The 21,322-nt window shown below is 72.0% G+C and carries 16 protein-coding genes; 2 read left to right on the forward strand and 14 right to left on the reverse strand.

Annotated elements, in window-relative coordinates; all coding sequences use genetic code 11:
- Positions 1-10: 10 nt before the first annotated feature.
- The 13 genes from OHU35_RS05010 to OHU35_RS05070 all read right to left on the reverse strand — a co-directional run bounded on the left by OHU35_RS05010 (position 11) and on the right by OHU35_RS05070 (position 17,992).
- Positions 11-547, reverse strand: a complete 537-nt coding sequence (locus OHU35_RS05010; protein ID WP_359897099.1) for a phage baseplate assembly protein V — start codon at positions 545-547, stop codon at positions 11-13.
- Between the two features lie 39 nt (positions 548-586).
- Positions 587-1,726, reverse strand: a complete 1,140-nt coding sequence (locus OHU35_RS05015) for a hypothetical protein (RefSeq protein WP_405504852.1) — start codon at positions 1,724-1,726, stop codon at positions 587-589.
- A complete protein-coding gene (locus tag OHU35_RS05020) occupies positions 1,719-2,093 on the reverse strand; it encodes a hypothetical protein (RefSeq protein ID WP_189724192.1) in 375 nt (124 codons plus the stop codon). The genes OHU35_RS05015 and OHU35_RS05020 overlap by 8 nt, the downstream gene beginning before the upstream one ends.
- Positions 2,094-2,101: 8 nt before the next feature.
- Complete coding sequence (locus OHU35_RS05025) at positions 2,102-2,800, reverse strand: hypothetical protein (RefSeq protein ID WP_189724193.1); 699 nt, start codon at positions 2,798-2,800, stop codon at positions 2,102-2,104.
- Between the two features lie 16 nt (positions 2,801-2,816).
- Complete coding sequence (locus OHU35_RS05030; RefSeq protein ID WP_189724194.1) at positions 2,817-3,518, reverse strand: hypothetical protein; 702 nt, start codon at positions 3,516-3,518, stop codon at positions 2,817-2,819.
- 10 nt (positions 3,519-3,528) lie between these two features.
- Positions 3,529-10,428, reverse strand: coding sequence for a DUF4157 domain-containing protein (locus OHU35_RS05035; protein WP_405504854.1), 6,900 nt, complete (start codon positions 10,426-10,428; stop codon positions 3,529-3,531).
- Complete coding sequence (locus tag OHU35_RS05040; protein ID WP_189724196.1) at positions 10,425-10,703, reverse strand: hypothetical protein; 279 nt, start codon at positions 10,701-10,703, stop codon at positions 10,425-10,427. The genes OHU35_RS05035 and OHU35_RS05040 overlap by 4 nt, the downstream gene beginning before the upstream one ends.
- 53 nt (positions 10,704-10,756) lie before the next feature.
- Entirely contained in the window at positions 10,757-12,982 is a 2,226-nt protein-coding gene (locus OHU35_RS05045) for an ATP-binding protein (protein ID WP_405504856.1), read from the reverse strand.
- 32 nt (positions 12,983-13,014) lie between these two features.
- Positions 13,015-13,884, reverse strand: coding sequence for a DUF4255 domain-containing protein (locus OHU35_RS05050; RefSeq protein ID WP_189724197.1), 870 nt, complete (start codon positions 13,882-13,884; stop codon positions 13,015-13,017).
- Positions 13,885-13,957: 73 nt separating this feature from the next.
- Entirely contained in the window at positions 13,958-14,710 is a 753-nt protein-coding gene (locus tag OHU35_RS05055; protein ID WP_405504858.1) for a hypothetical protein, read from the reverse strand.
- Positions 14,703-15,437, reverse strand: a complete 735-nt coding sequence (locus OHU35_RS05060) for a hypothetical protein (RefSeq protein WP_405504859.1) — start codon at positions 15,435-15,437, stop codon at positions 14,703-14,705. The genes OHU35_RS05055 and OHU35_RS05060 overlap by 8 nt, the downstream gene beginning before the upstream one ends.
- 131 nt (positions 15,438-15,568) lie before the next feature.
- The gene (locus OHU35_RS05065) at positions 15,569-16,093 is read right to left on the reverse strand and encodes a phage tail protein (protein WP_004003113.1); all 525 of its coding nucleotides are present in this window, start codon (positions 16,091-16,093) and stop codon (positions 15,569-15,571) included.
- Between the two features lie 33 nt (positions 16,094-16,126).
- Positions 16,127-17,992: a phage tail sheath subtilisin-like domain-containing protein gene (locus tag OHU35_RS05070; RefSeq protein WP_189724201.1), complete on the reverse strand. Its 1,866-nt coding sequence runs from the start codon at positions 17,990-17,992 to the stop codon at positions 16,127-16,129.
- Positions 17,993-18,700: 708 nt separating this feature from the next.
- Between OHU35_RS05070 and OHU35_RS05075 the strand changes: the two genes are divergently transcribed.
- Positions 18,701-19,189: a hypothetical protein gene (locus tag OHU35_RS05075; RefSeq protein WP_189724575.1), complete on the forward strand. Its 489-nt coding sequence runs from the start codon at positions 18,701-18,703 to the stop codon at positions 19,187-19,189.
- Here the strand turns inward: OHU35_RS05075 and OHU35_RS05080 are convergent.
- Positions 19,155-19,676, reverse strand: coding sequence for a hypothetical protein (locus tag OHU35_RS05080; RefSeq protein WP_229872933.1), 522 nt, complete (start codon positions 19,674-19,676; stop codon positions 19,155-19,157). The two genes, OHU35_RS05075 and OHU35_RS05080, sit on opposite strands and share 35 nt — an antisense overlap.
- Positions 19,677-19,934: 258 nt before the next feature.
- Between OHU35_RS05080 and OHU35_RS05085 the strand changes: the two genes are divergently transcribed.
- Positions 19,935-21,185: a helix-turn-helix domain-containing protein gene (locus OHU35_RS05085; protein ID WP_189724202.1), complete on the forward strand. Its 1,251-nt coding sequence runs from the start codon at positions 19,935-19,937 to the stop codon at positions 21,183-21,185.
- Positions 21,186-21,322 lie beyond the last annotated feature (137 nt).

Raw genomic sequence — 21,322 nt, forward strand, 5'->3', positions numbered from 1 at the left:
CCCCCGTCGTCTATCGCTTCGAGAGCACGGTCAACTGGCCCTCGTTGATCGTCACTTCGCGTCCGCGCAGCACGACCTCGGCACCCGCGCCGGTCGCGATGACCACGGCTTCCTTGGTGATGCGGATGTAGGCGCCGCCCTGGGCCTGCAGGAGGATCCCCTGCTCGGCGCCGGGCGTGTCGTTCATGACGAGCTTGTGCGCCTGCGGTGTCTGCACGACGACCGGCTTGCTCGGCGAGTTCGCCTGGAGCGCGCGGCGCGCGTCGGGCGGCAGCTCCTCGGCGGCGCCGTACCAGCACCCCGTCCACACCGGGAAGCTGGGGTCCCCCTGCTCGAACTCCACCCACACGCCCGCGCCGGGCGGCGGCACGACGAACTGACCGGACTCCGGCCCGGTGAAGGGCAGGCAGGGCAGCGCCCAGGTCGACGGCTCGTCGCCGAGCACGTCCGGGACCTCGACGGTGACGCGGCCGATGCGCAGCGGGTCGTTGTTGTCGACGACCCGGCCGCGGAATTTGCCGAGGTAGCGATTGCTGGGTGCCGCCATGGTGGAGGTGCTCCTGGTTGGTGGTCGTGGGTGGTGCGGTTACGGCCGGACGTAGTCGCTGCGGGCTTCGATGCCCTCCCGGGAGAGGGTGAAGTTCTGCTGGTACGAGCCCGGCCGCAGGTTGTGCGTGACGGACTTGACGTAGTAGTCGCCGTCGTAGGCGCGTCCGGCGCCCCGAACGCCGACGAGCTGGCGCGGCTGGAGGATGTAGCCGTGCCGGTTGACGTCGAGGGAGCCGGAGCCGGAGACGACGTCGGCGGAGACGGCCGCGCGGGCGAGCAGTTCGGCCTCGGCCTGCTCGCGCTGCTGCTTGGCCGTGCCGGACAGCGTCCTGCGCTTCAGGGCCGGGGTGGGGCGCCTGCCGAGGGGCGGGCGCAGCGGGCTGATCGGCGGTTGCGGCAGCAGGGTGGACTGCCGGGTGCCGGGGTCCTGCCAGCGTGCCTGCGGCTCTTCCCTGGCCGTCCCGTCGTAGGCGAACGTCAGTTGGTCGACGGTGGACTGGGCGTCCATGTTGACGTTGAGGGCGTGCTGGCGGATGCCGAGCCGGACCTCCGGGCCCCAACGGGCGGAGGACTGACCCGGGTTGGGCCCGGGCTCCAGGTAGAAGGTGTAGCCGTTGGCTCGGGCGAGCTCGGTGACGTACTGGAGGTCGGTGCCGGTCTGGTAGTGCACGCGCAGGTCCTGGTGCGGGGGCTGGGCGACCTTCTCGGTGTAGACGTCGGGCCGGATGCCGTAGTCGGAGTAGCGGCGCAGGATGGCGAGGGCCCGCTCGGAGGGCGGCAGGTTGGGGTAGCGGGCGGTCCGCTCCTCCAGGTCCATCAGCAGGGTGAGGTCCTCGCCGGTGACGGTGAGGGTGGAATGCCCGGGCCGGTTGCTGGCACCGACCTCCTGACGCACCACCAGCCCGTCGAAGAGCACGGCGGCCGTGCCCCGCACGTTGACGGTCACGATCAGGCGGGTCTTCGGATCGAAGAATCCCTCGGGCAGCAGCCGGCGGCTGATGATGCCGTTCTTGGTGAGGTCGAAGGCGAGCTGGAAACCGCTGCGCTCGCCCGCGGTGGCGGTGATCTGCGCGGAGAGCAGGGCCTCGGTGACCTCGGCGGGCACGGGGCGGGCGAGCTTGGGCCCCATGAGGAGGGTGATGTGCACGGGGCCCTGCCCCACGGGCAGGTCAAACACGCCGGTCCCCCTGCGGGAAGCCGCCGGCGGTCGGTATGCCGATGATCCGCCCGGCCTCGTCGGTCAACTCGCGTGGATCGAGCACGGGGTTGGCGTCGGCGATCTGCCACCACTGCCCGGGGTCGCCGAAGTACCGCTGGGCGAGCAGGTCGGGCCGCTCCCCCGCGCCGACGACGTGAGGCTGGGCCTCCTGGTGGCCGCCGTCGTCGAGGGGCGGCAGCAACCGGCGCTTGGTGTACCGGACTTCACTGCCGTCGGGGCGGCGGTGCACCCCGATCTCGGCGTCGTGGTACCGGCTGGTGCGCGGATACGGATGAGCGCCGGGGATGGCGTCCAGGGCGCTCTCGTACGGTTCGATGTCGGCCATGGTGTGGCTCAGCCCCTCCTGATCGATGCGCTCGCTGCCCCGATGCCGCCGCCGAGTCCCAGCGCGCCGAGGCTGCCGCCCCGGGCGGCGGCGGCCAGCCGCTCCTTCTGCGCGAGATGCGCGAGGTAGAGATCGGCACCGCGGTGCCCGGCGGGCAGGTCACTGACGGTGAGGATCTTCATGCCGATGCTGAGGGAGGCGCGGATGGGATTGAGGTTCACGTCGAAGGCGGACTCGTTCACGGACAGCTCCGTCAACCGCACCGGCATGACCCGCTTGCTCCCCCACGTGAACAGCGTCAGGGGCATCTCGATCGGGCTGATCTCGATGGCACCCTTCTGCGACAGCCGGCTGGCGGCGCGCAGTTGCGCCGTTGTCGGCTGTACGAGCATCTCCAGCGTGGCGAGCTGCGGATGAATCCCGTCGGGCGCCGCGACCTCGAACTGATCCGTCGCGTCGATCTCGGCGGTGAACTTCCAGGTCTCCTGCGCGGGGCCCTTGAGCCGCAACGCCTCATTCCGGTCACCACTGCCGGTCCCCCCGCCTCCGGCGTCCCCACTGTCACCCGCGGACTGCGGGCTCACGCTGCGTTCGAGGGTGTCCGGGTTGAACTGCAGCACGATGATGCGTTGGGGGGTGCCGGTGTCGGGGTCGACGACGACGATGCCGGAGCGGATGGGTTTGGGGATGTCGGCGTAGCGGGTCATGGGTTCCTGTCCGTATCTAGCGCAGACGCTCGGCGAGTCGGACTCGCAGCGGTTCGTAGTCGTGCGCGGGGAACAAGTCTGGGAAGACGCGGAGCATTTCGTTGAGAAATCGCACGGTCACCTCGAATCGGTCGTGCGCCAGGGAAACGTCCGTGAACAGGTACTGCCAGCCCAACGTTCCCTTGGTGACCCGCAAAGCGTCGAGGTAACCGCACAGATCGACATCCATGTGATGGATGCCGCCACGCACGTCACTGAACCATATCTCCGGATTGTGTACGGAGCCTTGCCGGATACGCAGCGAGGCGACCTTGCCCGTGCCCGACAGGCTAGTAGTGTCGAAATCCCGGAGCTCGGACAGGAACTCCCGCTGCTCCGGCGAGGGGTCAGGCGTGCGGTCGACCGGTGCGGAGTCACGCAGCGCCCGGACGAGGGGGATGACATCGAACTCCCCGGCGAACAAAGGGTCTTCGTCCTCTTCGGTCATCCCGGCCCCCCAGCCGGCCGCCACATCCGAAAAACGCAGATAACACTCTTTCAACGAGGAATCGAGGACGATACCGTCTCGCTCTGCGAGCGACGCGAAAGCGGCATCCGCATCCGCAACCTCCCCGTCGGGGAATTCAAGGGTGTCCATGTCCAAGAGAACATCGGGACAGTTCCTCAACTCTTCGAATACATCGATCCAGGCGCTCTCAACAGCTGTTGGTTCCATCATTCTCCCCACCTCAGAAATTGATCTTCACTCGTGCAGCGATCAGCTTCGCGAGGTCCTTTCGCAGCCGCTGAGCTGGTTCCCCGGTGAGGCCCGCAGCACCGGAGGACAGAGCCCCGACGAGGTCGTCTACGCTGTGATAGCTTCCGGGGGCGGCAGCGAGCAGCTTGACTATTTTCTGCGCGGTCGAGTCGGATACTCGCGTCACCATTCTCACCGTGGCCGCTTTCGCCTTCTTGATATCGAATCCTGCTGTGATGTTCGGCGCCGGGAAATTCTCCGCCCAGGTGCTTGTCGAACCCTTCTCCTGCCACTGATTGCCGGACACCTTGTAGCCGCCCCAGCGCACCCCCACGCGCCGCGGAAACCCTGGATACTGTCCCCGGTAATTAATGGACACCTGATACCAGATCATGTCTTCCGGGTCGGCCGGAATCGTTCCGTGCTCTACCACGTGCCCGAGAGCCGCTTGAGCGGGATGCTCGATCTGCACCATGGCCCTTGTATTGATGGCTCCCAGCGCGGGCACGAGGTTGGACGTGGACGAGTGGCCGCCGATCTTCGCCGGAAGCATGTGCATGCGCACCCAGAATCGACCTCGTTCGGAGCGTCCACCCGGGAGTTTATCCAGCTCCTTCCAGCCCACCGGATGGGCGCTGCGTCGCTCGTCCGCCTCCGTACCCTTCGGCGTGCTCTTCTTGATGAATCTGGCCTTGAAGTTGAAGGCCATGGGCCCGTCGGCGAACGGCGGCAGGATGGTGTCCGGCTTCGGCGGCTCCTTGTCGCCGGCATTCCGCTGCTCCAGCAGCTCCGCCAGGCCCTCCATTGCGTCCCGGAGCCGCTCGATTCGACGCTGGAAGGCCACGTCGCCCAGCGTGCCTCGGCTGATGCCATGACGGTTGCGGGGTTTGGGCAGGGAGTTCTGCATGGTTTCGACCGTCTGGGCCTGGCGACGTGCCGCGGCAATGACATCCGTCATCGCATCCGCGAGGTCCGTCTTTCCCTTGTTCCTGAGTCCCTGGATCTCTGTATCCCAGTCCCCGAAGTACCCGGTCATGGCCTGCAAGACACTACGGACCGCCAGGTCGGCGCTCTTGCCCTTCCCGTCGAAGAGGAGGGTGTGGGGCTCGCCGTCCTTCGTTCGGAACCGGACCCTGGGCAGTTCGAAGTCCGTGATGCCGTTGTTCTCCCGCTGACGCTCCTCTTCCCGTCGCCGATCCCGGCCGTGATCACGGGTCCGGTCCCTGCCGTGTTCGTTCCGGCGTCGCCACTGGTCCCGCAGCCGACGCAAGCGATCGCTCAGGTGATTGCCTATCCTGCGGCGGGCCTTGCCGTAGAGCCTGCGGCCTGCCCTGCGGGCCCTGTTGACCGCCGACTTGATGGTCTGGCGGGCGCGGCGGAGCGGTCGGCGGCGGGGGCGGTCCTTGTCGGTGTCGCGGCGCTTGTCGTCGTCACGGCGGCGGCCGTCGGTGCGATCTTCGTCTCGACGGCGGCCGTCGTCCCGTCGGCGGTCGGTCCTGCGGTCGTCGTCACGGCGACGGTCGCCCGGACGCGTGTCCTTCGGGTCGCGGTCACGGTCGCGGTCGTTCGCGTCGCGGCGGCGGTCGGGGCGGACCGTGTCGCGGGCCGGGCCGCGGCGGGTCGGGGTGTCGCGGCGGTCGGGCCTGTCGTCGTCCTTCAGGCGGCGGTCCGCGTCCCGCATGCGCTTGCGGGCCGCGTTCACCTCGCGGCCCTCGTCGCGGCGTTCGTCGTCGTCGCGGCGCTTCTTCGGGCGAGTGGTGTGTGCGGGGCGTCGCTTCTTCTCCGGGGTGGGGCGCTTGCCGGGGCGGGGCTTCGACGGGGGGCGGGAGGTCTTGTCCGGGGACGGCTTGCGTGGTGCCGACGGGCGGCCGGCGGGGCTGTCGTCCGTGCGGTCGGCCGGGCGGTCCGGGGTGCGGTCGTCGGTCGGGGCCTGGCGTTCGTCCTTGGGTTTGGCGGGGGCATCCGGCTTGTCGTCGGCGGGGCCCGGCTTGTGCTTCTTCGTGCGGAGGTTCTTGAGCATGCCGCCGAGCCGTTCGGCCACCTTGCCCATGAAGCGGCCGACGCCCTCGACGAGGAACTCGTAGACCAGCTCCAGCAGCGCCACGACACCCGCCGCGACCGCCTTCGCGAACGGCAGCGCGCCGTTGCCGCTCTTGACCGACTTCAGGAAGTCCATGAACAGGCCGAAGGCGGCGAGGATCTCGCTGAGGGCGCCCCACGCGGTCTGGAGGGCGTCGATGACGGCCATGACCCAGCCGGCGCCCGGGATGAGCTTGGCGACGACCTTCTCGACGACCATCACGCCGATGATGACGGGGAGTTGGGGAAGGGCCTCGTCCCAGGCCATCTGCGCCATCTGCTCGACGGTGACGCCTCCGGAGATCAGCTCCTGGAAGTCCTCCATCGGGATGCCGATGATCTCCTGGACCTTCTGGTTGAACCAGGCCCTGACGGCGGTCTTGATCTCCTCGAAGAGGTGTTCCTTGGCACCCGTCTCCGCGGCGGCACCGGCCTTGCTGATCCAGTCGCCCGGGTCGGAGACGATGTCGTTGAAGATGGCCGCCCACTCACCGAGCGCGGCGACCGCGGCGGCACCGAACTCCAGCGCGCCGACGGTGACGGTCTCGGCGATGTCGACCGCTGCCAGCAGCCCGCCTTCCAGGGCGTCGAGGCCCGCCAGGAGCGCGCCGCACAGGCCGTCGAGGAGCTTCCCGGCGACCTCCTTCAGCGCGTCCGCCGCCTCGTTGACCTTCTGTACGGCCCAGTCGCGCGCGCCGTCGATGGTGTTGCGCCACTTGTCGCGCATCGCCGGGTAGTCGGCGAGGAGCTCGTCGCCGAGGGCGATCAGCGCGTCGGCGAAGGTGTTGATCTGGTCGATGACCCAGTTGCGGGCGTCGTCGATGAGCTTGAAGACCTGCTGCTTGAACTTGTCGATGAGGTCGGTGACGACCTGACGGGCCTTCTCGAAGACGCTCTTGATGGCGTTCTTGAGCTTCTCGAAGAACTCCTTGAGCTTCTCGATGGCCTCTTCGAGCCAGTTGTCGGCGTCGTCCTTGCCGTCCTCCTGCTTCTTCTCCGCCTCCTTCTCCGCGTTGGTCTGCTCGTCGTCGATCTTCTTGTTGTCGTCCTCGGTCCGCTTGTCGACGTCCTTGTCGGTGTCCTCCTCCTTCTTCTTGATGTCGTCGCGGACCTTGTCGTACTTCTTGCCCTTCTTGCCGTCGATCTCCGAGACCTTGTCGTCCTGCTCCCCGCGCCACCGGTCTCGTGAGTCGGCGATGTCGGAACGGCCCTTGTCGCGGGCGTCGGACTGCTTCTTGCCGCTGGCCGTGACCTCCTTCTGGAGGTCCTGGTCGTGCTGCTTGCGGTCGTCCGCCGCCTTCTTGTCCTTGGCCTGGCGCTCCTGGCCCATCTTCTGGCGGCCCTGGGAGAAGCCCGCCTGGATCTGCGGGCCCCGGTCGTGTTCGGCGACCGCGGACGCGGACTCGATCGGCACACCGCCGCCGGACACCGACCGCGCGCCGCCGCCCTTCGCGCCCTTCTTCCCGCCGGCCACCTTGCCGGTCAGGGTCTCCTTGGGCACGTCGGGATAGATCTGGTCCTCGCCCATCGGGCGGGCCGCGTCGTCACGTCCCGACTGGTGCAGTTCGTTCTTCCGCTCGTCGAGCTTGTGGCCCTGCTCGTCGGTGCGCTGCGGATCCGAGTCGTTCTCCAGCGGAAGCCTCGGGGCGTCGCCCACGCGGGCGTTCTTCAGCCCCTCGTCCTTGGTCGGCAGCCCCAGGATGGAGTCGATCAGGTCGTCGAGCGGAAGGATCTCCTTCAGCAGCTTGCCGAACAGCTGGGCGCCGATGGTGACGGCGATGTCCCACCAGCTGGGCTCCGGCACGTTCGCGCCCGGGACGTCGCCTTCCGGCTTCTGCTCGCCCTTGATCTCGGGCGTCTTGCCCTGAGCCGCGTCCGTACGGGCGACCTTGGCGTTGGTGTACGTGCCCGGGGCCGCCGCCCGCGGGCCGCCGGGGACCGTGCGCGGGGAGCCGGAGGGCCGCTGCATCTTCGGCGGCGCCTTGCGCAGGGTGGTGCGTTCCTTGTCGACCGAGCGGCCGACCGCGCTGCCGACGCCCTTGAGCGTTTCCAGGGCCTGGTGCGGCTTGAGCCCCGCGGCCGTCGACAGGCCGGACTCGGGGGTGGCGTTGGAGACGTCCGGGGGCGGGGTCTCCTTCTTCGCCTTGGGGTTGGCCTTGGATCCGCCGGATGCGGAGGGGCGGCCGCCGGAGCGGACGGGTGCGGGGGCCGGGGACTTGCGGCCGCCGCCTCCGCCGCCCCGGCGCGACGCGGTCTTCGCGGCCTTTCGTGCCGCCTGGCGCTTGCTGCCCGTCGGGCGGGAGCGCGAGCCCGTGGAACCGCTCGATGCTCTGCCGGATTCCGGGGACTCGGCGGCTTTGGGCGTGTTGGTCTTCGCTTCCGGTCCTGCCGCCATAGGCGAAGGCCCGTTGCCCGGTGCCAGTTTGGGCGCGCTCGCGGGTCCCGGAGTGGAGACCTTGTCCGGGCCGCTCTCCGGACCGGGGGTGGTGGCCGGGCCCTTGCCTTCGGTAGCGTCCTGGCCGCCGCCGGGTGACGTTTCGGGTGCGGGAACCGTCGCCCCCTGGTCCCCGCCGGTCTCACGCCGGCCGTTCGCCGAGTCGGCCTCAGGCTTGCCGGCCTGCTTGTCCTTGCCTTTCTCGACCCCGGAGTCGGCCTCCTTGCCGCCGCTGCGGTCGGGAGCTCCTGCTTCCGGCTTCTTGGCGCTCTGAGCCTGGCTCTCGCCGCCGCCCTTCTCCGTTCCCGTGCTCGACGGCGAACCGGCACCCTGTGTACGGGCGTCCTCGCCCGACTTGGCCAACTGGTCGGGCGCGGCGGTCTCACCGGGCCCCGCAGCGGCACCGGTCGCCGCGCCGTCCGAGGTCCGGGCCTCCTCGTCGCGCCGTGCGGCCTCGGCGTCCTCCTTGCGTTCGTCCGACTGCTTCCGGTCCCGGTCCGTCCCGGCGGCGTCGGTCATCGAGGCCGCACCGGGAGACGCCGTACCGAGGGCACCGCCGATTCCGGACGCGTCGGTCTGCTGCGCGTCAGCCGTACCGCTCAGGAGGTCCTCGAAGGACTCGCCGCCGGGGCCTTCCTCCTCCTCGGAGCGGGCCGCGGCGTCCCGGGGTGTGCCGGGCGTGGCCTCCTGCGGTGCCGTGTCCGGCGCCGGGGCGTCGGAGGCGGACGACAGGCTGGGCAGCGGGGCCGTACCCTTCCGCCGCTCCTCGACGAGGCTCGGGTTCTTCGCCGCGTCCGTGAAGCCGACGAGGTCGGCATCGGGCACGGGCTGCGCGCCGGCCGCCCCGGCCGTGTCGTCCCCCGCCTCCCGTTCCGTGTCGTCCTGCGCTGGCTCCGCGTCCAGCCCCAACGGCTCGTCGTCGCCGTCCTGTTCGTTCTCGGGGTCGCCCACCGCACGGGCCGTGCCGGTGTCACCGCCGGTCCGGGACTTCTCGCCGGGCTCGGCGCCGCTGCGGTCGACGGTGCCCGGGGCAGGGGCCTGGCGGCGGGTCGCCTCGGACGCGCCCTCGTCCTCGCGCCGCTCCTGCTCGCCGGCCTGCTTCTCGGGCTCCTGGGCGGCCTCGTCCTCGGGGCCGCCCTGGTCCTCCTCGGCGTCGCGCTCGTCCTGCTTGTCCTGGTCCTGCTGGTCGCGTTCGGTCTCCGAGGCGTCCTTGCGTTCGTCGGCGGCGTCCTTCTCGGCGTCCCGGCCGGAGGCGTCCTTGTCCTCCTGCTGGTCCTGCGAGCGCTCCTGCTCGTCCTTGGAGCCCTCCTGCTGCCGCCCGGCCGAGCCCGCGCCGCCCTGGGCGTTCTCCTGGTCGGCGTCGCCGGAGGCGGATCCTCCGTCCTCCTGGTTCTCGGCGTCCTCTTCACGGTCGCCGCCGGGCGCGGGCCGGCCGTCCTGCGGTTTCCCGTCCGGCTTGCCGGGCGCGTTGGGCCGTACGTCCTGCTCGGGGACGGGATCGGACTCGGAGTCCTCGCGAGCGCGCCGCTCCTCCTCGATCTCCTCCGCCGCACCGGGGACAGCGAGCGGAGCCGCCGCGGAGTCCATCGGCAGTGGCCCTGCCCGCTCCGTCTCCTCCACGCCCTCCAGCAGCCGGTCGACGACGGGCACGGGCAGCCGCAGTTCCAGCCGGTCCAGGACGCTGTCCTGCACCTCGGGCGCCATACGGGCCAGTTGGATCCGGACGCGGCCCGACCGGTCCTCCGGGTCGCCGCGCAGGGAACGCAGCAGGCCGTTGGCGAGGCGGTCGACGAGGGTCGCGGGGTCCAGTTGCTCCGTGCGGCGGCGGTCGGCGTCGACGGTCGCGTAGCGGAGCCAGCCGGGGGTGGCCTGTGCCTGGTCGAGGTCCGCGGCCGCGTCCGGGGCCTGTTCCGTGTCCCGTACCAGCTCCTGAGCCGCCGACTCGGCCTCCCGTTCGATGGCCTGCTGCGGCAGGCTCACCGCGCCCAGGTCGCGGCCGGCGCGCAGGGTGCCGAGGCCGTGCGGGTTCTGGACGGTGTGCAGGAGTTCGTGGGCGAGCAGACGGCGGCCCTCGTCCGTGCCCGGCCGGTACGCCCCCTCGCCGAAGAAGATGTCCTGGCCGACGGCGACCGCGTCCGCGCCGAGCAGGTCCGCCAGCTGGCCGGCGTCCCGTCCGGTGTGCAGGCGTACGCGGCTCAGGTCGTGCCCGAGGCGCTCCTCCAGCTCCCGTCGTACGCCGGGGTCGAGCGGCTGACCGGCGCCGCTGACGATGTCCTTCGGCTCGGGGGCGCGGGACGTGGCCGCACGCTCCTTGCGCTTGCGGCGGCGCTGCTCGGCGGACTGCTCGGAACGGCTGTCCTGGGCCTGGGAGTTGCTCATGACGTCACCTCCCCGCGGCCGCACAGGCCTTCGTGCACCGCGCGGGCCAGTTCCTGCCCGAGGCGGCGTGCGGACAGGCCGGCGGGCAGCGGCGGCAGGCCGGACAGGACGTCGGCCGCCCAAGGGCCGTCGGCGGGCACGCCGCGCTCGCGGACCAGCCGGGTCAGCTCGTCCTCGAAGGCGGCCGAGACCCGGTCGGGGTCCGCGCGGAAGCCGTCGAGGACCAGCTCGCCTATCTCCACGCGGATCTCGCGCGGCGCCGGTGTCGTACCCACCCGCGTCCCACCGGTCTGTGGCACACCCGACGTCCGTGTCACACCCGTCGGCGTCACACCCATCCGCGGACCTCCGTCGGCGTCAAGGAGCGTTCCAGCTTGAGGTATTCGGTACGGGCCCCGGCGAGCATGTGCCGCATCTGGAGCGGCTCGCCCTCCTCGGCCGCGAGGAACGCGCCGGACAGGGCGATGTTGCGGATCGAGCCGCCCGCCACGGTCAGCTGCGCGAGCAGCCGCGGGTCGATGTCCTTCACCGGGGCCTGCGGCGGCAGCACGCGGCGCCAGATCTCGGCGCGCTCGTGCTCGGCCGGGAAGGGGAAGTCGACGACGAAGCGGATGCGCCGCAGGAAGGCGTTGTCCAGGGCCTTCTTCATGTTGGTGGTGAGGATGGCGAGGCCGCGGTAGGCCTCCATCCGCATCAGCAGGTAGCTGACCTCGAGGTTGGCGTACCGGTCGTGGCTGTCCTTGACCTCGCTGCGCTTGCCGAACAGGGCGTCGGCCTCGTCGAAGAGAAGGAGCGCGCCCCCGCGTTCGGCGGCGTCGAAGACGCGGCGGAGGTTCTTCTCGGTCTCGCCGATGTACTTGCTGACGACCTGCGAGAGGTCGATGACGAACAGGTCGAGGCCGAGTTCCTTCGCCATCACCTCGGCGGCCAGGGTCTTCCCAGTACCGGAGCCGCCCGCGAAGAGCGCGGTGACGCCCAGGCCGCGGCGCAGGGTCGCCGCGAAGCCCCATTCCTGGTGGACCATGGCGCGCTGACGCACATGCGCGACGATCTCCCGCAGCACGCCGGTCTGCCGCTCGTGCAGCACGAGGTCGTTCCAGCCGGCCTGCGGTTCGATACGGCGGCCCAGTTCGTCCATGCCGACCCGGGCCTCGTCCATACCGGCCCGCCAGGCCAGGCCGGCGGCGTCGAGCTCGTCCTCGTAGGGCAGTTCACGGCGTACGGTGGCGGCGGCCGACCGTACGACGTGCGGCGGCAGCTGGAACTGGGCGATCAGGGACCGCAGTTCGGTCTGTTCCAGGTCGGCCACGTCGTGGAACGCGTCCGTCCACAGGGCCAGTTGCTCCTCGTCGTCCAGGCTCGGCACGCTGACCCGGGTGCCGTGCGGGCGGTCGGTGCGGCGCGGGTCGGCGCTCGACACGACGACCGGTACGGCGGCCCCGGCCAGGAACGCCTCCGTGGCCGCCTGCTGATCCCGGTCCGGCTCGCCGAACTCCAGGAGCAGCGCGGCGGGCAGCAGGATCGCCTCGCGCTGCCACAGCCGGGCGAACCGGTCGCGCTCGGCGGGGTCGACGGGGATGTCCTCGGCGCTCAGCGCGTACAGCCCGAGCCCGGCACGCGCGGCGGCCGCGGCGGCGATGTCGGCACGGCTGCGCAGGTCGCCGCCGACCAGTTCGACGAGCAGCGGCGCGTCGGGGCGGGCGCCGTCCGTCCAGCCGGCCGCGACCCCGCTCGCGGCGAGGTCGTACGACGGCGGCAGCCGGTCGGGCACCGGCGTGCGGCGGAGCTGGCCGTGCAGCCGGGCGTCCAGGTAGGGCGAGCCGAGCAGGAAGTGCAGGATGCGTTCGTCGAGCCGGAGCCGGGAGGTCGTCAGCCGTGACGCGTCGTCCAGCTCCACGATCCGCCAGCGGCGCAGCGGCGACACGGGCGGCAGCGCGCTCCAGTGCGGTTCGTCCAGGGCGGCCAGGGCGAGCGAGAAGGTCGGGTACGTCCGCTCCGGATCACCACTCGCGGCGGCACACCGGGCACCGGTCGTCGGCTCCAGTTCCTGCGCGGCGGCGAGCAGCACGAGGTCACGCTCGAAGACGGTGAGCCCGAAGCAGGTGACCAGGGCGTCGAGGGGGGCGGCACCGGGGCCGTCGGCGGCGGCCCCGGGCACGGTGCCCCGCCCTTCAGACGGTGTGCCGACACGGTCGGGGGCAACTGTGCGGTCGGGGTCCTGCGAGACCCGCTGCCCGGCGGCGCCATCAGGATCCTGCGAACCGCGCCGCGCGGCGGAACCGTCGCGGTCCCGCGAGACACGCTGCGTGCCGGTGCCGCCCGGGCTTCCGTCCGCGGCGCGACCCGCCCCCGTGCCGCTGTCCTGCGCGGCGTGACGCGAGGCCGTGGCACCGGCCTGACGCGAGGCCGTGGCACCGGGCTCCTCCCCCGCCACCCGTCCCGCATGCGCGTCGACGCGGGCCAGGACACGCCGGATCTCGGCTGTCAGCGTCGTGCCGGTGCCCAGCGCGGCGGCAGCCGTCGCACCCGCCGCGGCCGTGCCGTGCGGTCCCATGTCCTCACCTGCCCCCGTCGCTCCCATGGGCCTCAGTTCTCCGTGTCCTCGTCGCCGTCCGTGTTCTCCGCCACCGGCCGGTTCTGCGGGGACTTGGCGGCCTTGGCGGCCGTCTTCCTCGCGGCCCTGGCGGACGGCGCGGGCTTACGGCCCCGGGTCGCCTTCGCGGGCGTCTTCGCCGGTGTCTTGGCGACGGCCTTCGCAGGTACCTCGGACGGCTCCGCGGCCTCCTCCGAGGGCGGGCCGTCGGGCGCCGGCTCCGGAGACGCGGCCGGCGGCACCGGCGCCCCCGGCGCCCCGAACGGCAGCACCCGCACCTCCGGCCGCTCCACCGGCTTCGCCGGCACCGGCGTCTCGCGCCCGTCGATCAGGACCAGGACCGCCTGGTAGACGACCGACAGCGTGTACGGCGTCTGGTGGAGCATCCCCCACAGCTTGGACGTCTCGTCGACGTCCATCGCCGTCGGCGTGAACCGCACCCGCTGCACCGCCTCGGCGAGGTCGCTCCCGCTCAAGTGCGGCCGCTGACCGGCGAGTTCGATGATGTCTCTGGGCAGTACGGGTATCTCGTGCAGGGTGCGCACCACCGAGCCGATCAGGCGCTGCCCGACCAGTTCCGCCTCCTCGCCGTACGCGCTGATCAGGTAGTGCAGGTCGAGCGCGGCGGCCGGCCGCCGGACCAGCGTTCCGTCGGACGCCCGGGCGGGCAGGTCGTTGTTGCGCTGCGAGGTGTTGGGCGTGACCTGGTACAGGAACACGGTGACGGTCGGCTCGAGAGGCGGGTCGGCCGGCGGCTTGCGCGGCTCGACCTTCACCGCGATGTCGATGTCCGGCGGAAGGTTGGCCTCGATCAGCAGGGCGAGGGCCTGGGTGACGTGGGCGAGGGCAAGTGCGTTGCTCATGGCGTCGGTTCCTCGGTCCCTCTCCTCGTCCTGGTCTGTCTCGTCGTACGGCTGCCGTGCCGTCGCGGCTCACTCACTCGCGCCCCCTGGCCAGATATTCGGCCAGGCTGACCGCGGCCCGGGGGCGCTCCGTGTCCCGTGACCGGGGCCTGTCGCCACCGCCCTGCGGCGCCCCGCCCGCGGTGACCTCCAGCCGCCCGATCTGCACCTGCACCACCTGCTCGGCCGGGCGCCCGGGACGGCGGGCCGTCGCCTGCCGGACGGCGTCCCGTGCGGCCGCCGTGTCCGCCGCGCTGGGGAGCAGCGGGGCGGACACGGCGGCGGGGGAAGCGGCGTCCGCACCAGGGGGGGTCGGCACGGACGCCGCGTTCGTGGGGGCCGCCCGCTCGGTACGGCCCCGGCTCGCCGCGCGGCGGGCGGTGTCGGGGACCGGCCGCAGCACGGGACCCGTGGGTGTGACGGGACGCAGCAGCGGCCCTTCGGACTCGGCCGGCCGGGCCGGACGACGTGCGGGCTCGTCGGGTGCCGGGGCGGGCTCGGTCCGTACGACCGTCCGTTCCCGTTCCGTACGGACGACCTCGCGGGCGGCCGGGCGCGTCCCGTCCGGCCGGGCGACGGCGGCCGGGGCGGCGACGGGCCACAGCGGCTCGGTGCCGTCCTGGTCCGGTGCGGCGGCCCGTACCGCCTCGACGCGTTCGAACGGACCGGCCAGCCGCGGCCGTACGCGCACCACGCCGGGGCGCCGCGCGGCGGGCGTCGCGTGCCGGGCGAGCAGCCGGTCGAGGAAGTCGGGCTCCGGCCGCCCTTCCGAGGTGGAGTCAGACATCCGCACACAGCTCCAGGTAGTAACGGCGCCGCAGCGGGCTGAGCGCCAGGATCTCCGGCTCGCTCCAGCCGTACGCGGTGGCGAGCAGATGGACGTCGAGCAGGAGGTCCCGGGCCCAGGCGTCCAGTTCGGTCCACAGGTAGGAGGCGATGTCCAGCTCGGCCCGGGTGGGCTCCCCGCATTCGGGGCAGGCGATGGTGAGCGTGACGTCGGCCCCCGGGTCGGCGGCCTGGGCCGCCTCGGCGATTCGCCGCTGCACGGCGACGGGCAGCGTGTCCGCGGACACGGGCCGCCCGTCGCGTACGGCGGTGACGAGGCAGCGGGCCAGCAGGGCCCGGCGCGGGTCGGCGTCCCGGGCCGCCGCCGTCAGGTCGGCGACGCCGGGCACCCGGAACTCGACCTCCCAGCCGTCCTCGGCGATCCGCACCAGCGGATCGCCCCGGTCGGCCAGGGTGCGGGCGAACTCCCCGGCGTCCAGCTCGAACTCCATGTCCGCGCCGCACGCCCCGCACTCCAGGCGCACCTGCATCCGCTCGCCGAACAGGGCTTGGCGCAGGGCGAACAGGTCCGCCTCGCGCTCCCCCACCGGCAGTGCCAGCAGGGCCCGCTGGTCGCCGTCCAGGTCCGGACGGGCGGCCCGGTGCAGCAGCACCGCGCGCCCGGCCGGGGCCTGGGCGAGCCCGGTCTCCCAGGTGGCCAGGACGTCGGCCGCCCGCATCATCGCCATCTGTCCCCCCCCTTGCCAGTGTCCGAACAGTTCCCAAGCAGCGCCCCTAAAGGGGCGCGGGGAACTGCGCGACCGGCCACAACGAACCCGCAGACAACCAACGCCCCCGACCCGGCACTCCCAGCGGAGCGCTACGCCGGGTTCAGAAACGAGGGCTCCTCCGGCTCGGGCACCTCGTAGTCCCGCTCCCAGCCCTCGCACTCGAGCTTCAGCGACTGGATGGCCACCGCGTTGGCGTTGGCGTCCAGTTCGCCGAGGACCTGGTACTCGCTGGGCCAGGTCCGGTACAGCTTGTGCGAGACGGCGACCTGCCCGGCCTCGTTGAGGACCTGGATCACGATGTCCTTGCGGAAGTCCGCGAGGGACACCTCCGAGCCGAGGCCCGCGCCGACCTGCCAGACCTTGTTGGCCCAGCGGTCGAACTCGGGGTCGTGCGTGACGCCGCGCTCCAGGGTGATGCCCTCGAACTCGGAGCGGCCCGGCGACTTGCGCGGGGACGAGGGGTCGCCGCCGTGGCGGTGCTTGACGACCTCGGTGGTCCGCTTCAGCGGACTGATCTTGCTGATGCCCGCGACCGTCCGACCGTCCCACAGGACCAGGAACTTGAAGTTCTTGTACGGGTCGAAACGATGGGCGTTGACCGTGAACTCTGCCATCGAAATGTCCTCAGGGATTCCTTGGAGCGTTCCTTAGAGCGCGAACTGGCCGGACGTCTGCTGGATCTTGACGATCACGAACTCGGCCGGGCGGACCGGCGCGATGCCGACCAGGACGTTGACGATGCCGTTCTCGATGTCCTCGTCGGTCGTGGTGTCGCTGTCGCACTTGACGAAGTAGGCCTCGCGCGGCGTGCCGCCCTTGAAGGCGCCCTGGCGGAAGAGCGTGTGCAGGTAGGAGGAGGCGCTGAGGCGGATCTGCTGCCACAGGTTCTCGTCGTTGGGCTCGAACACCACCCACTGCAGGCCCCGTTGGAGGCTCTCCTCGACGTGCAGAGCGAGCCGCCGCACCGGCACGTACTTCCACTCGCTGTCGAGGGCGTCGGAGCCCTCCAGCGTGCGCGCGCCCCAGACGACCGGGCCGGTCACCGGGAACGTCCGCAGGACGTTGACGCCGAGCGGGTTGAGCAGGCCGGTCTCGCGGTCGGTGAGGTTGACCGTGAGCGAGTGCACGCCCGCGAGCCGCGCCTCGGTGCCGGCCGGGGCCTTCCACACGCCGCGCTCGGAGTCCGTGCGGGCGATGACGCCCGCGACCGCGCCGGACGGCGGGAAGGAGCGCAGCCGGCCGGTGAGCGGGTCGGTGAGCTGGAGGTGCGGGAAGTACAGGCCCGCGTGGTTGCCGCGCACGGCGTCGAACGCGGCGAGCCCGGCACGGGCCGTGTCCACGCTGACCCAGGTGCTCGGCGCGTCGACGAGCAGGAAGATCCGCCGCTCCTGGCACAGCCGCTGGGCGGCCGAGACGACGGTGAGGGCGTCCTCCGCCTTCTCGTACGCCGCGAGTTCGGGCAGCACGAGGAGGTTGACGTCGGCGACGCCGCGCAGCGCCTGGATGCCGGACTTGTCGGCCTCGGAGCCGATGAGGTCGCGCGGGCCGGGCGCCTCGCCGTCCTCGCCGCCCTCGAGCGGGAAGACGGGCGGGTTGACGGAGGCCTCGAGGCCGAGGTCGTTGGCGCACTCGCCGAGGAAGCGGACGACGTCCTCGGGGTCGGTGGAGCCCGCGACGACCTGGACGCGCCGGCCGAAGGCGGTGACCTCGGCACCGGCGAAGGCGTGCTTGCCGGGCGCGTCGGGCAGGGCGCGCAGCTTGCGCTCCAGCAGCAGCGCCAGCTCGGCGACGGAGCTCGGGGCCTCGCCGTCGCAGTCGGGGTCGTGGAGCGTGAACTCCCGCTCGACGTCGCCGATCTTGACGGTGAGGTCGACGGCGAGGTCGGGCAGCTCGTGCCCGAACGGCTTGGAGACGGTGCCGGACGGGTCGGGCCGGCCCTCGCCGACGACCTCGACGCGGATCAGCCGGGAGCCGGCGTTGACGACGGTCTGCACGTACCGGCCGTTGGACGGGTCGGCGGACAGACCGGTGAAGCTCTCGCGGGCCTCGCCCTTGGCGTCGTGGACGCGCAGGTTGAAGGTCTCGTCGGGGCAGGGCGTGTCGTGGTCGACGGCGACACGCAGCCCGTTGCCCCACACACCGGGTTCCTTGGCGTGCACCTTGAGGACGTCGCACTCGCTGTGGCCCTCGGTGGACTCCAGGGTGACGCAGGCGGCCTGGCCACTGCCGGCCTTGGCGACCCGGACGATCACGGCGACGGTGCCGCCGTTGCCGAAGAACTGGTGAACGGCGTAGCCGACGGCGCTCTGGGCGCTCAGGCCTCCGAAGCGGCGCTCGAACTCCGTGAAGCTGGTGACGCGCACCGGCTCGTTCAGCGGACCGCGGCGGGTGTGTCCCACGAAGGCGGTCACCGAAGTGGTCAGGGTCGAGATGGTGCGGGTGCTGCTGGGAAGCTCTTCGACGTAGACACCGGGATACGTCGGCTTGGCGGCGCTCACTGCACTCATCGGCATTCCCCCTCCTATCCCTGTCTCGGGCACCGGATGAAGGCACCAAGAGACGGTGAGGGAGAGACGTTCCGGCCGTGCGCGAGGAACTGCCCCCCGAGTGTCGGCGGTGGGCACGCGCACCTCATCAGTTCCCCCGTCAGTACCCGCGCGGTTCGGTCGCACAGGTCAAGCAGCGCGCTTGTGACTCCTGATGCTCAAGTGCTCAATCCACCTTGGTGCGTTCGGAGTTGACCGAACAAGACAGGTTCTGGCCAGCAGGGTGGAAGGTTTTGTGAAGGCAAACTTCCCTGATTCGCACATCCTGCCCGCGCGCCCTCGTGGACTGGCCCACACCTCGTACCCAGCGGGTGTGAACATGGGGCGGCGGGCACGCCTGGGGGCCGCGTGTTTCCGGTGCCGGCGGCCCATCCGCCCAGCGCGCTCCCCGAGTTCTCCCCGAGTCGTTCATCGGCCAGTGGCCGGTTTCGTATGGGCGGCATGGACGGGCACGGAGTTGACCGGGGCCTTACGTGACGCGTCTTCGAGTGCCCTCTTTCGACCGGGACATGCCCGACCCAAACGCCAGGCCGCGCCACCCCTTCCGGCGCCTAGAAATATCTACGAGCATGACTGGGGCCGGATCGGCACCGCGGATCTCCCGGATCTCCGCGGGCCACCGGCCCGTGTCCCGCGTGCGTCCTTCGGGGCGCGCCGACTGTGCCTGGGGTGGCCATGCAGAGCGTCATGTGGAAGCAAGCCGTCGAGTGGCTCGCCGCGGCCGCCACGGACCCCCAGGAGTGCAAGCGGGAGTGGGACTACGGCGCGGGCACGGTTCTCGTGGAGGCCGGGCGGTACTGGGACGTGCTGAGCGTTCCCGACCGGCTCGGCCTGCTCGCCCTGGACTACCTGTGGCGCGACCCGCTGAAGGTGCCCGGCCCCACCCTGGTGGACTGCACGGCGCGCAGAGTGGGCTTCTTCCTGCCGCCCGACCCCGTCAGCGAGTGGGTCGGGTTCGGGGTCCGGCACGTCGGCCGTGGTTCCTGGGTCGCGGTACCGCCGCCGTACCGGCCCGCCGGCCGCCTGGAGTGGCTCGTGCCGCCGGACGGCACCGGCGCCCTGCACTCCCCCGGCACTCTCGAGTCGGCCCTGCGCGAGGCCACGGGCACCCTCGCGGTACTGGCACCGGTCAGCGCGGAGCCGGTGGCGCTTGACGGCTGGTGAGGCGGACGCCGAGGGGAGCGGCCGGAGTTGCCGGGATCCGATCGGCGGCCGGGCCCGCGGGCCGGCCGGGGGCCGGATGTACTGCGGGAGACTCGTCCGGCCCTGTGCGCCGACCAGGAGCCGTATATACGGCGGGAGGCACCACCGGGCCTGTGCGCCTGCCGGGGGTCGGGGGACCTCCGGCAGAGCCGACCGGGCCCGTGTGGCGGCCGGCGGCCGGTTGCGCGTCGCAGGGGACGACCGGGCCCAGGTGCGGGCCGGTGTGCCACGCGGGAACGGCGGTCCAGGTCTCGCTCTCGGTCGGCGCGGCGAAGGAGACCCACTGGCCGTCACGGTGCTCGGGGACGGTGTGGCCCCTCGCCTCCCATTCGGCGACCAGGGCCGCGTAGATCGGCGGATGACCCGAGTATCCGCTGGTGAGTTCGGCGTACGGCCGGGGCGCGGCGTCGTTCCCGAGCAGGCGCCGCGCCGTCGCAGTGCTGTCCATGCCAGGGAAACGCGATGCCGCGCGCCGGTGGTACGCGGGCGGGACCCCGTCCGTCGGGTCGAGTGAACCCGTCACCCGTACGGCGGCACGCGGGGTCCGGACAAACATCCAGTCAGGCGGTCGCCCGTTCAGAGCAGCGTCACTTCCCGGCCAGTCATGCGGAACCCCGGACCCCGGTCCGCCGGTTTCCTCGACCGGGCCCGGCGCATCCGGTAACACTGACCTCACGCCGAGAACGTACGACCGCAGGGAGAGGCCATGCCACAGCGCCCTGACCTCCGGCAGCGCAGGGCCGTGCTGGAGCACGAGTGGTCCCACTGGGTACCGCGGCTGAGCGTCCCCGGCACGCGGCCGGGCGGCAGCGCGGCGTTGCGCCACGAGGTGACCGAGTCCTGGGCGCGTTCGCTGGGCAGTGTGGACCCCGGCCGGGACAGCGCCCCGGTCACCGACGGCGGCCCGGTGCACCAGCGTTGGACGTCCTCACCGCTGTACCGGCCGGTCTCCGGCCTCGCCGGCGAACTGCACAGCATCGCCGAGGACGCCGGGTTCGTCACGGCGGTCACCGACGAGTCCGGCACCATCCTGTGGACCTGCGGCGGCCCGACCATGCGCCGCAAGGCCGAACGGGTCAACTTCGCGCCGGGCGGCCGGTGGGACGAGCAGGCCATGGGCACCAACGCCCTGTCCCTCGCCCTGCGTACCGGCCGCCCCAGCTCCGTCTTCTCGGCCGAACACCTGGTGTCGGCCCTGCACGGCTGGGTCTGCTACTGCGCCCCCGTGCACGGCCCGGACGGCCGGGTCCTCGGCGTACTGGACCTGTCCACCACCTGGGACCGCTCGCACCCCCTGGCCATGTCCACCGTACGGACGCTGGTGTCCACCATCGAGGCCCGCCTCACGACGGAACACAACGGCCCGGGCCGGCCGAGCCGACTGCCCCGGCTGCGGCTCTCCTGCCTGGGTGCCGAACAGGCCGTACAGGCCGTACCGGACGGACGGAACCTCCCCCTGCGCCCCCGCCAGGTGGAGATCCTGACCCTGCTCGCGCTCGAACCCGACGGCTTCTCCCCGGAACGGCTGCGCGCCGCCCTGTACGGCGACCGGCCGGTCACCGCGTCCACCTTCAAGGCGGAGATCTCCCACCTGCGCCGCGCCCTCGGCGGCGGCATCGCCCCCCGCCGCTACGCCTTGACGCTCCCGGTGTCCTGCGACGCCGCCGACGTCCTGCGCGCGCTGGAGCAGGGCGACACGGACACCGCCCTGCGCCACTACGGCGGTCCGCTGCTCCCCCGTTCCGAGGCCCCCGGCATCGAGGAGTGGCGCACTCGCCTCGAAGTGGCCGTACGCGAGGCCGTGCTGGCGAGCGCCCGGCCGGACCACGCCCTGCGCTACGGCGAACGGGCCCCGTACGACGCGGAGATCCACGAGCACGCGCTGCGTCTGCTCGGCCCGGACGACACCCGCCGGGCGATCGCCGCCGGCCGGCTGACCACGGCCCTGCGCGACTGACCACGGCCCTGCACGGCCCTGCGCGACTGCCGGCCTCTCGGCGCCAACCTCGCGCCAACCTCCGGGCAGCACAGTGAGAGCGTCACGAGGGCGTGGCGTGGCCCCTCACTCACCCCTCCCCCGCCCTTCACCGAGGA

The sequence above is a fragment of the Streptomyces purpurascens genome, from assembly GCF_045040895.1.
GTDB classification, from domain to species: domain Bacteria; phylum Actinomycetota; class Actinomycetes; order Streptomycetales; family Streptomycetaceae; genus Streptomyces; species Streptomyces purpurascens.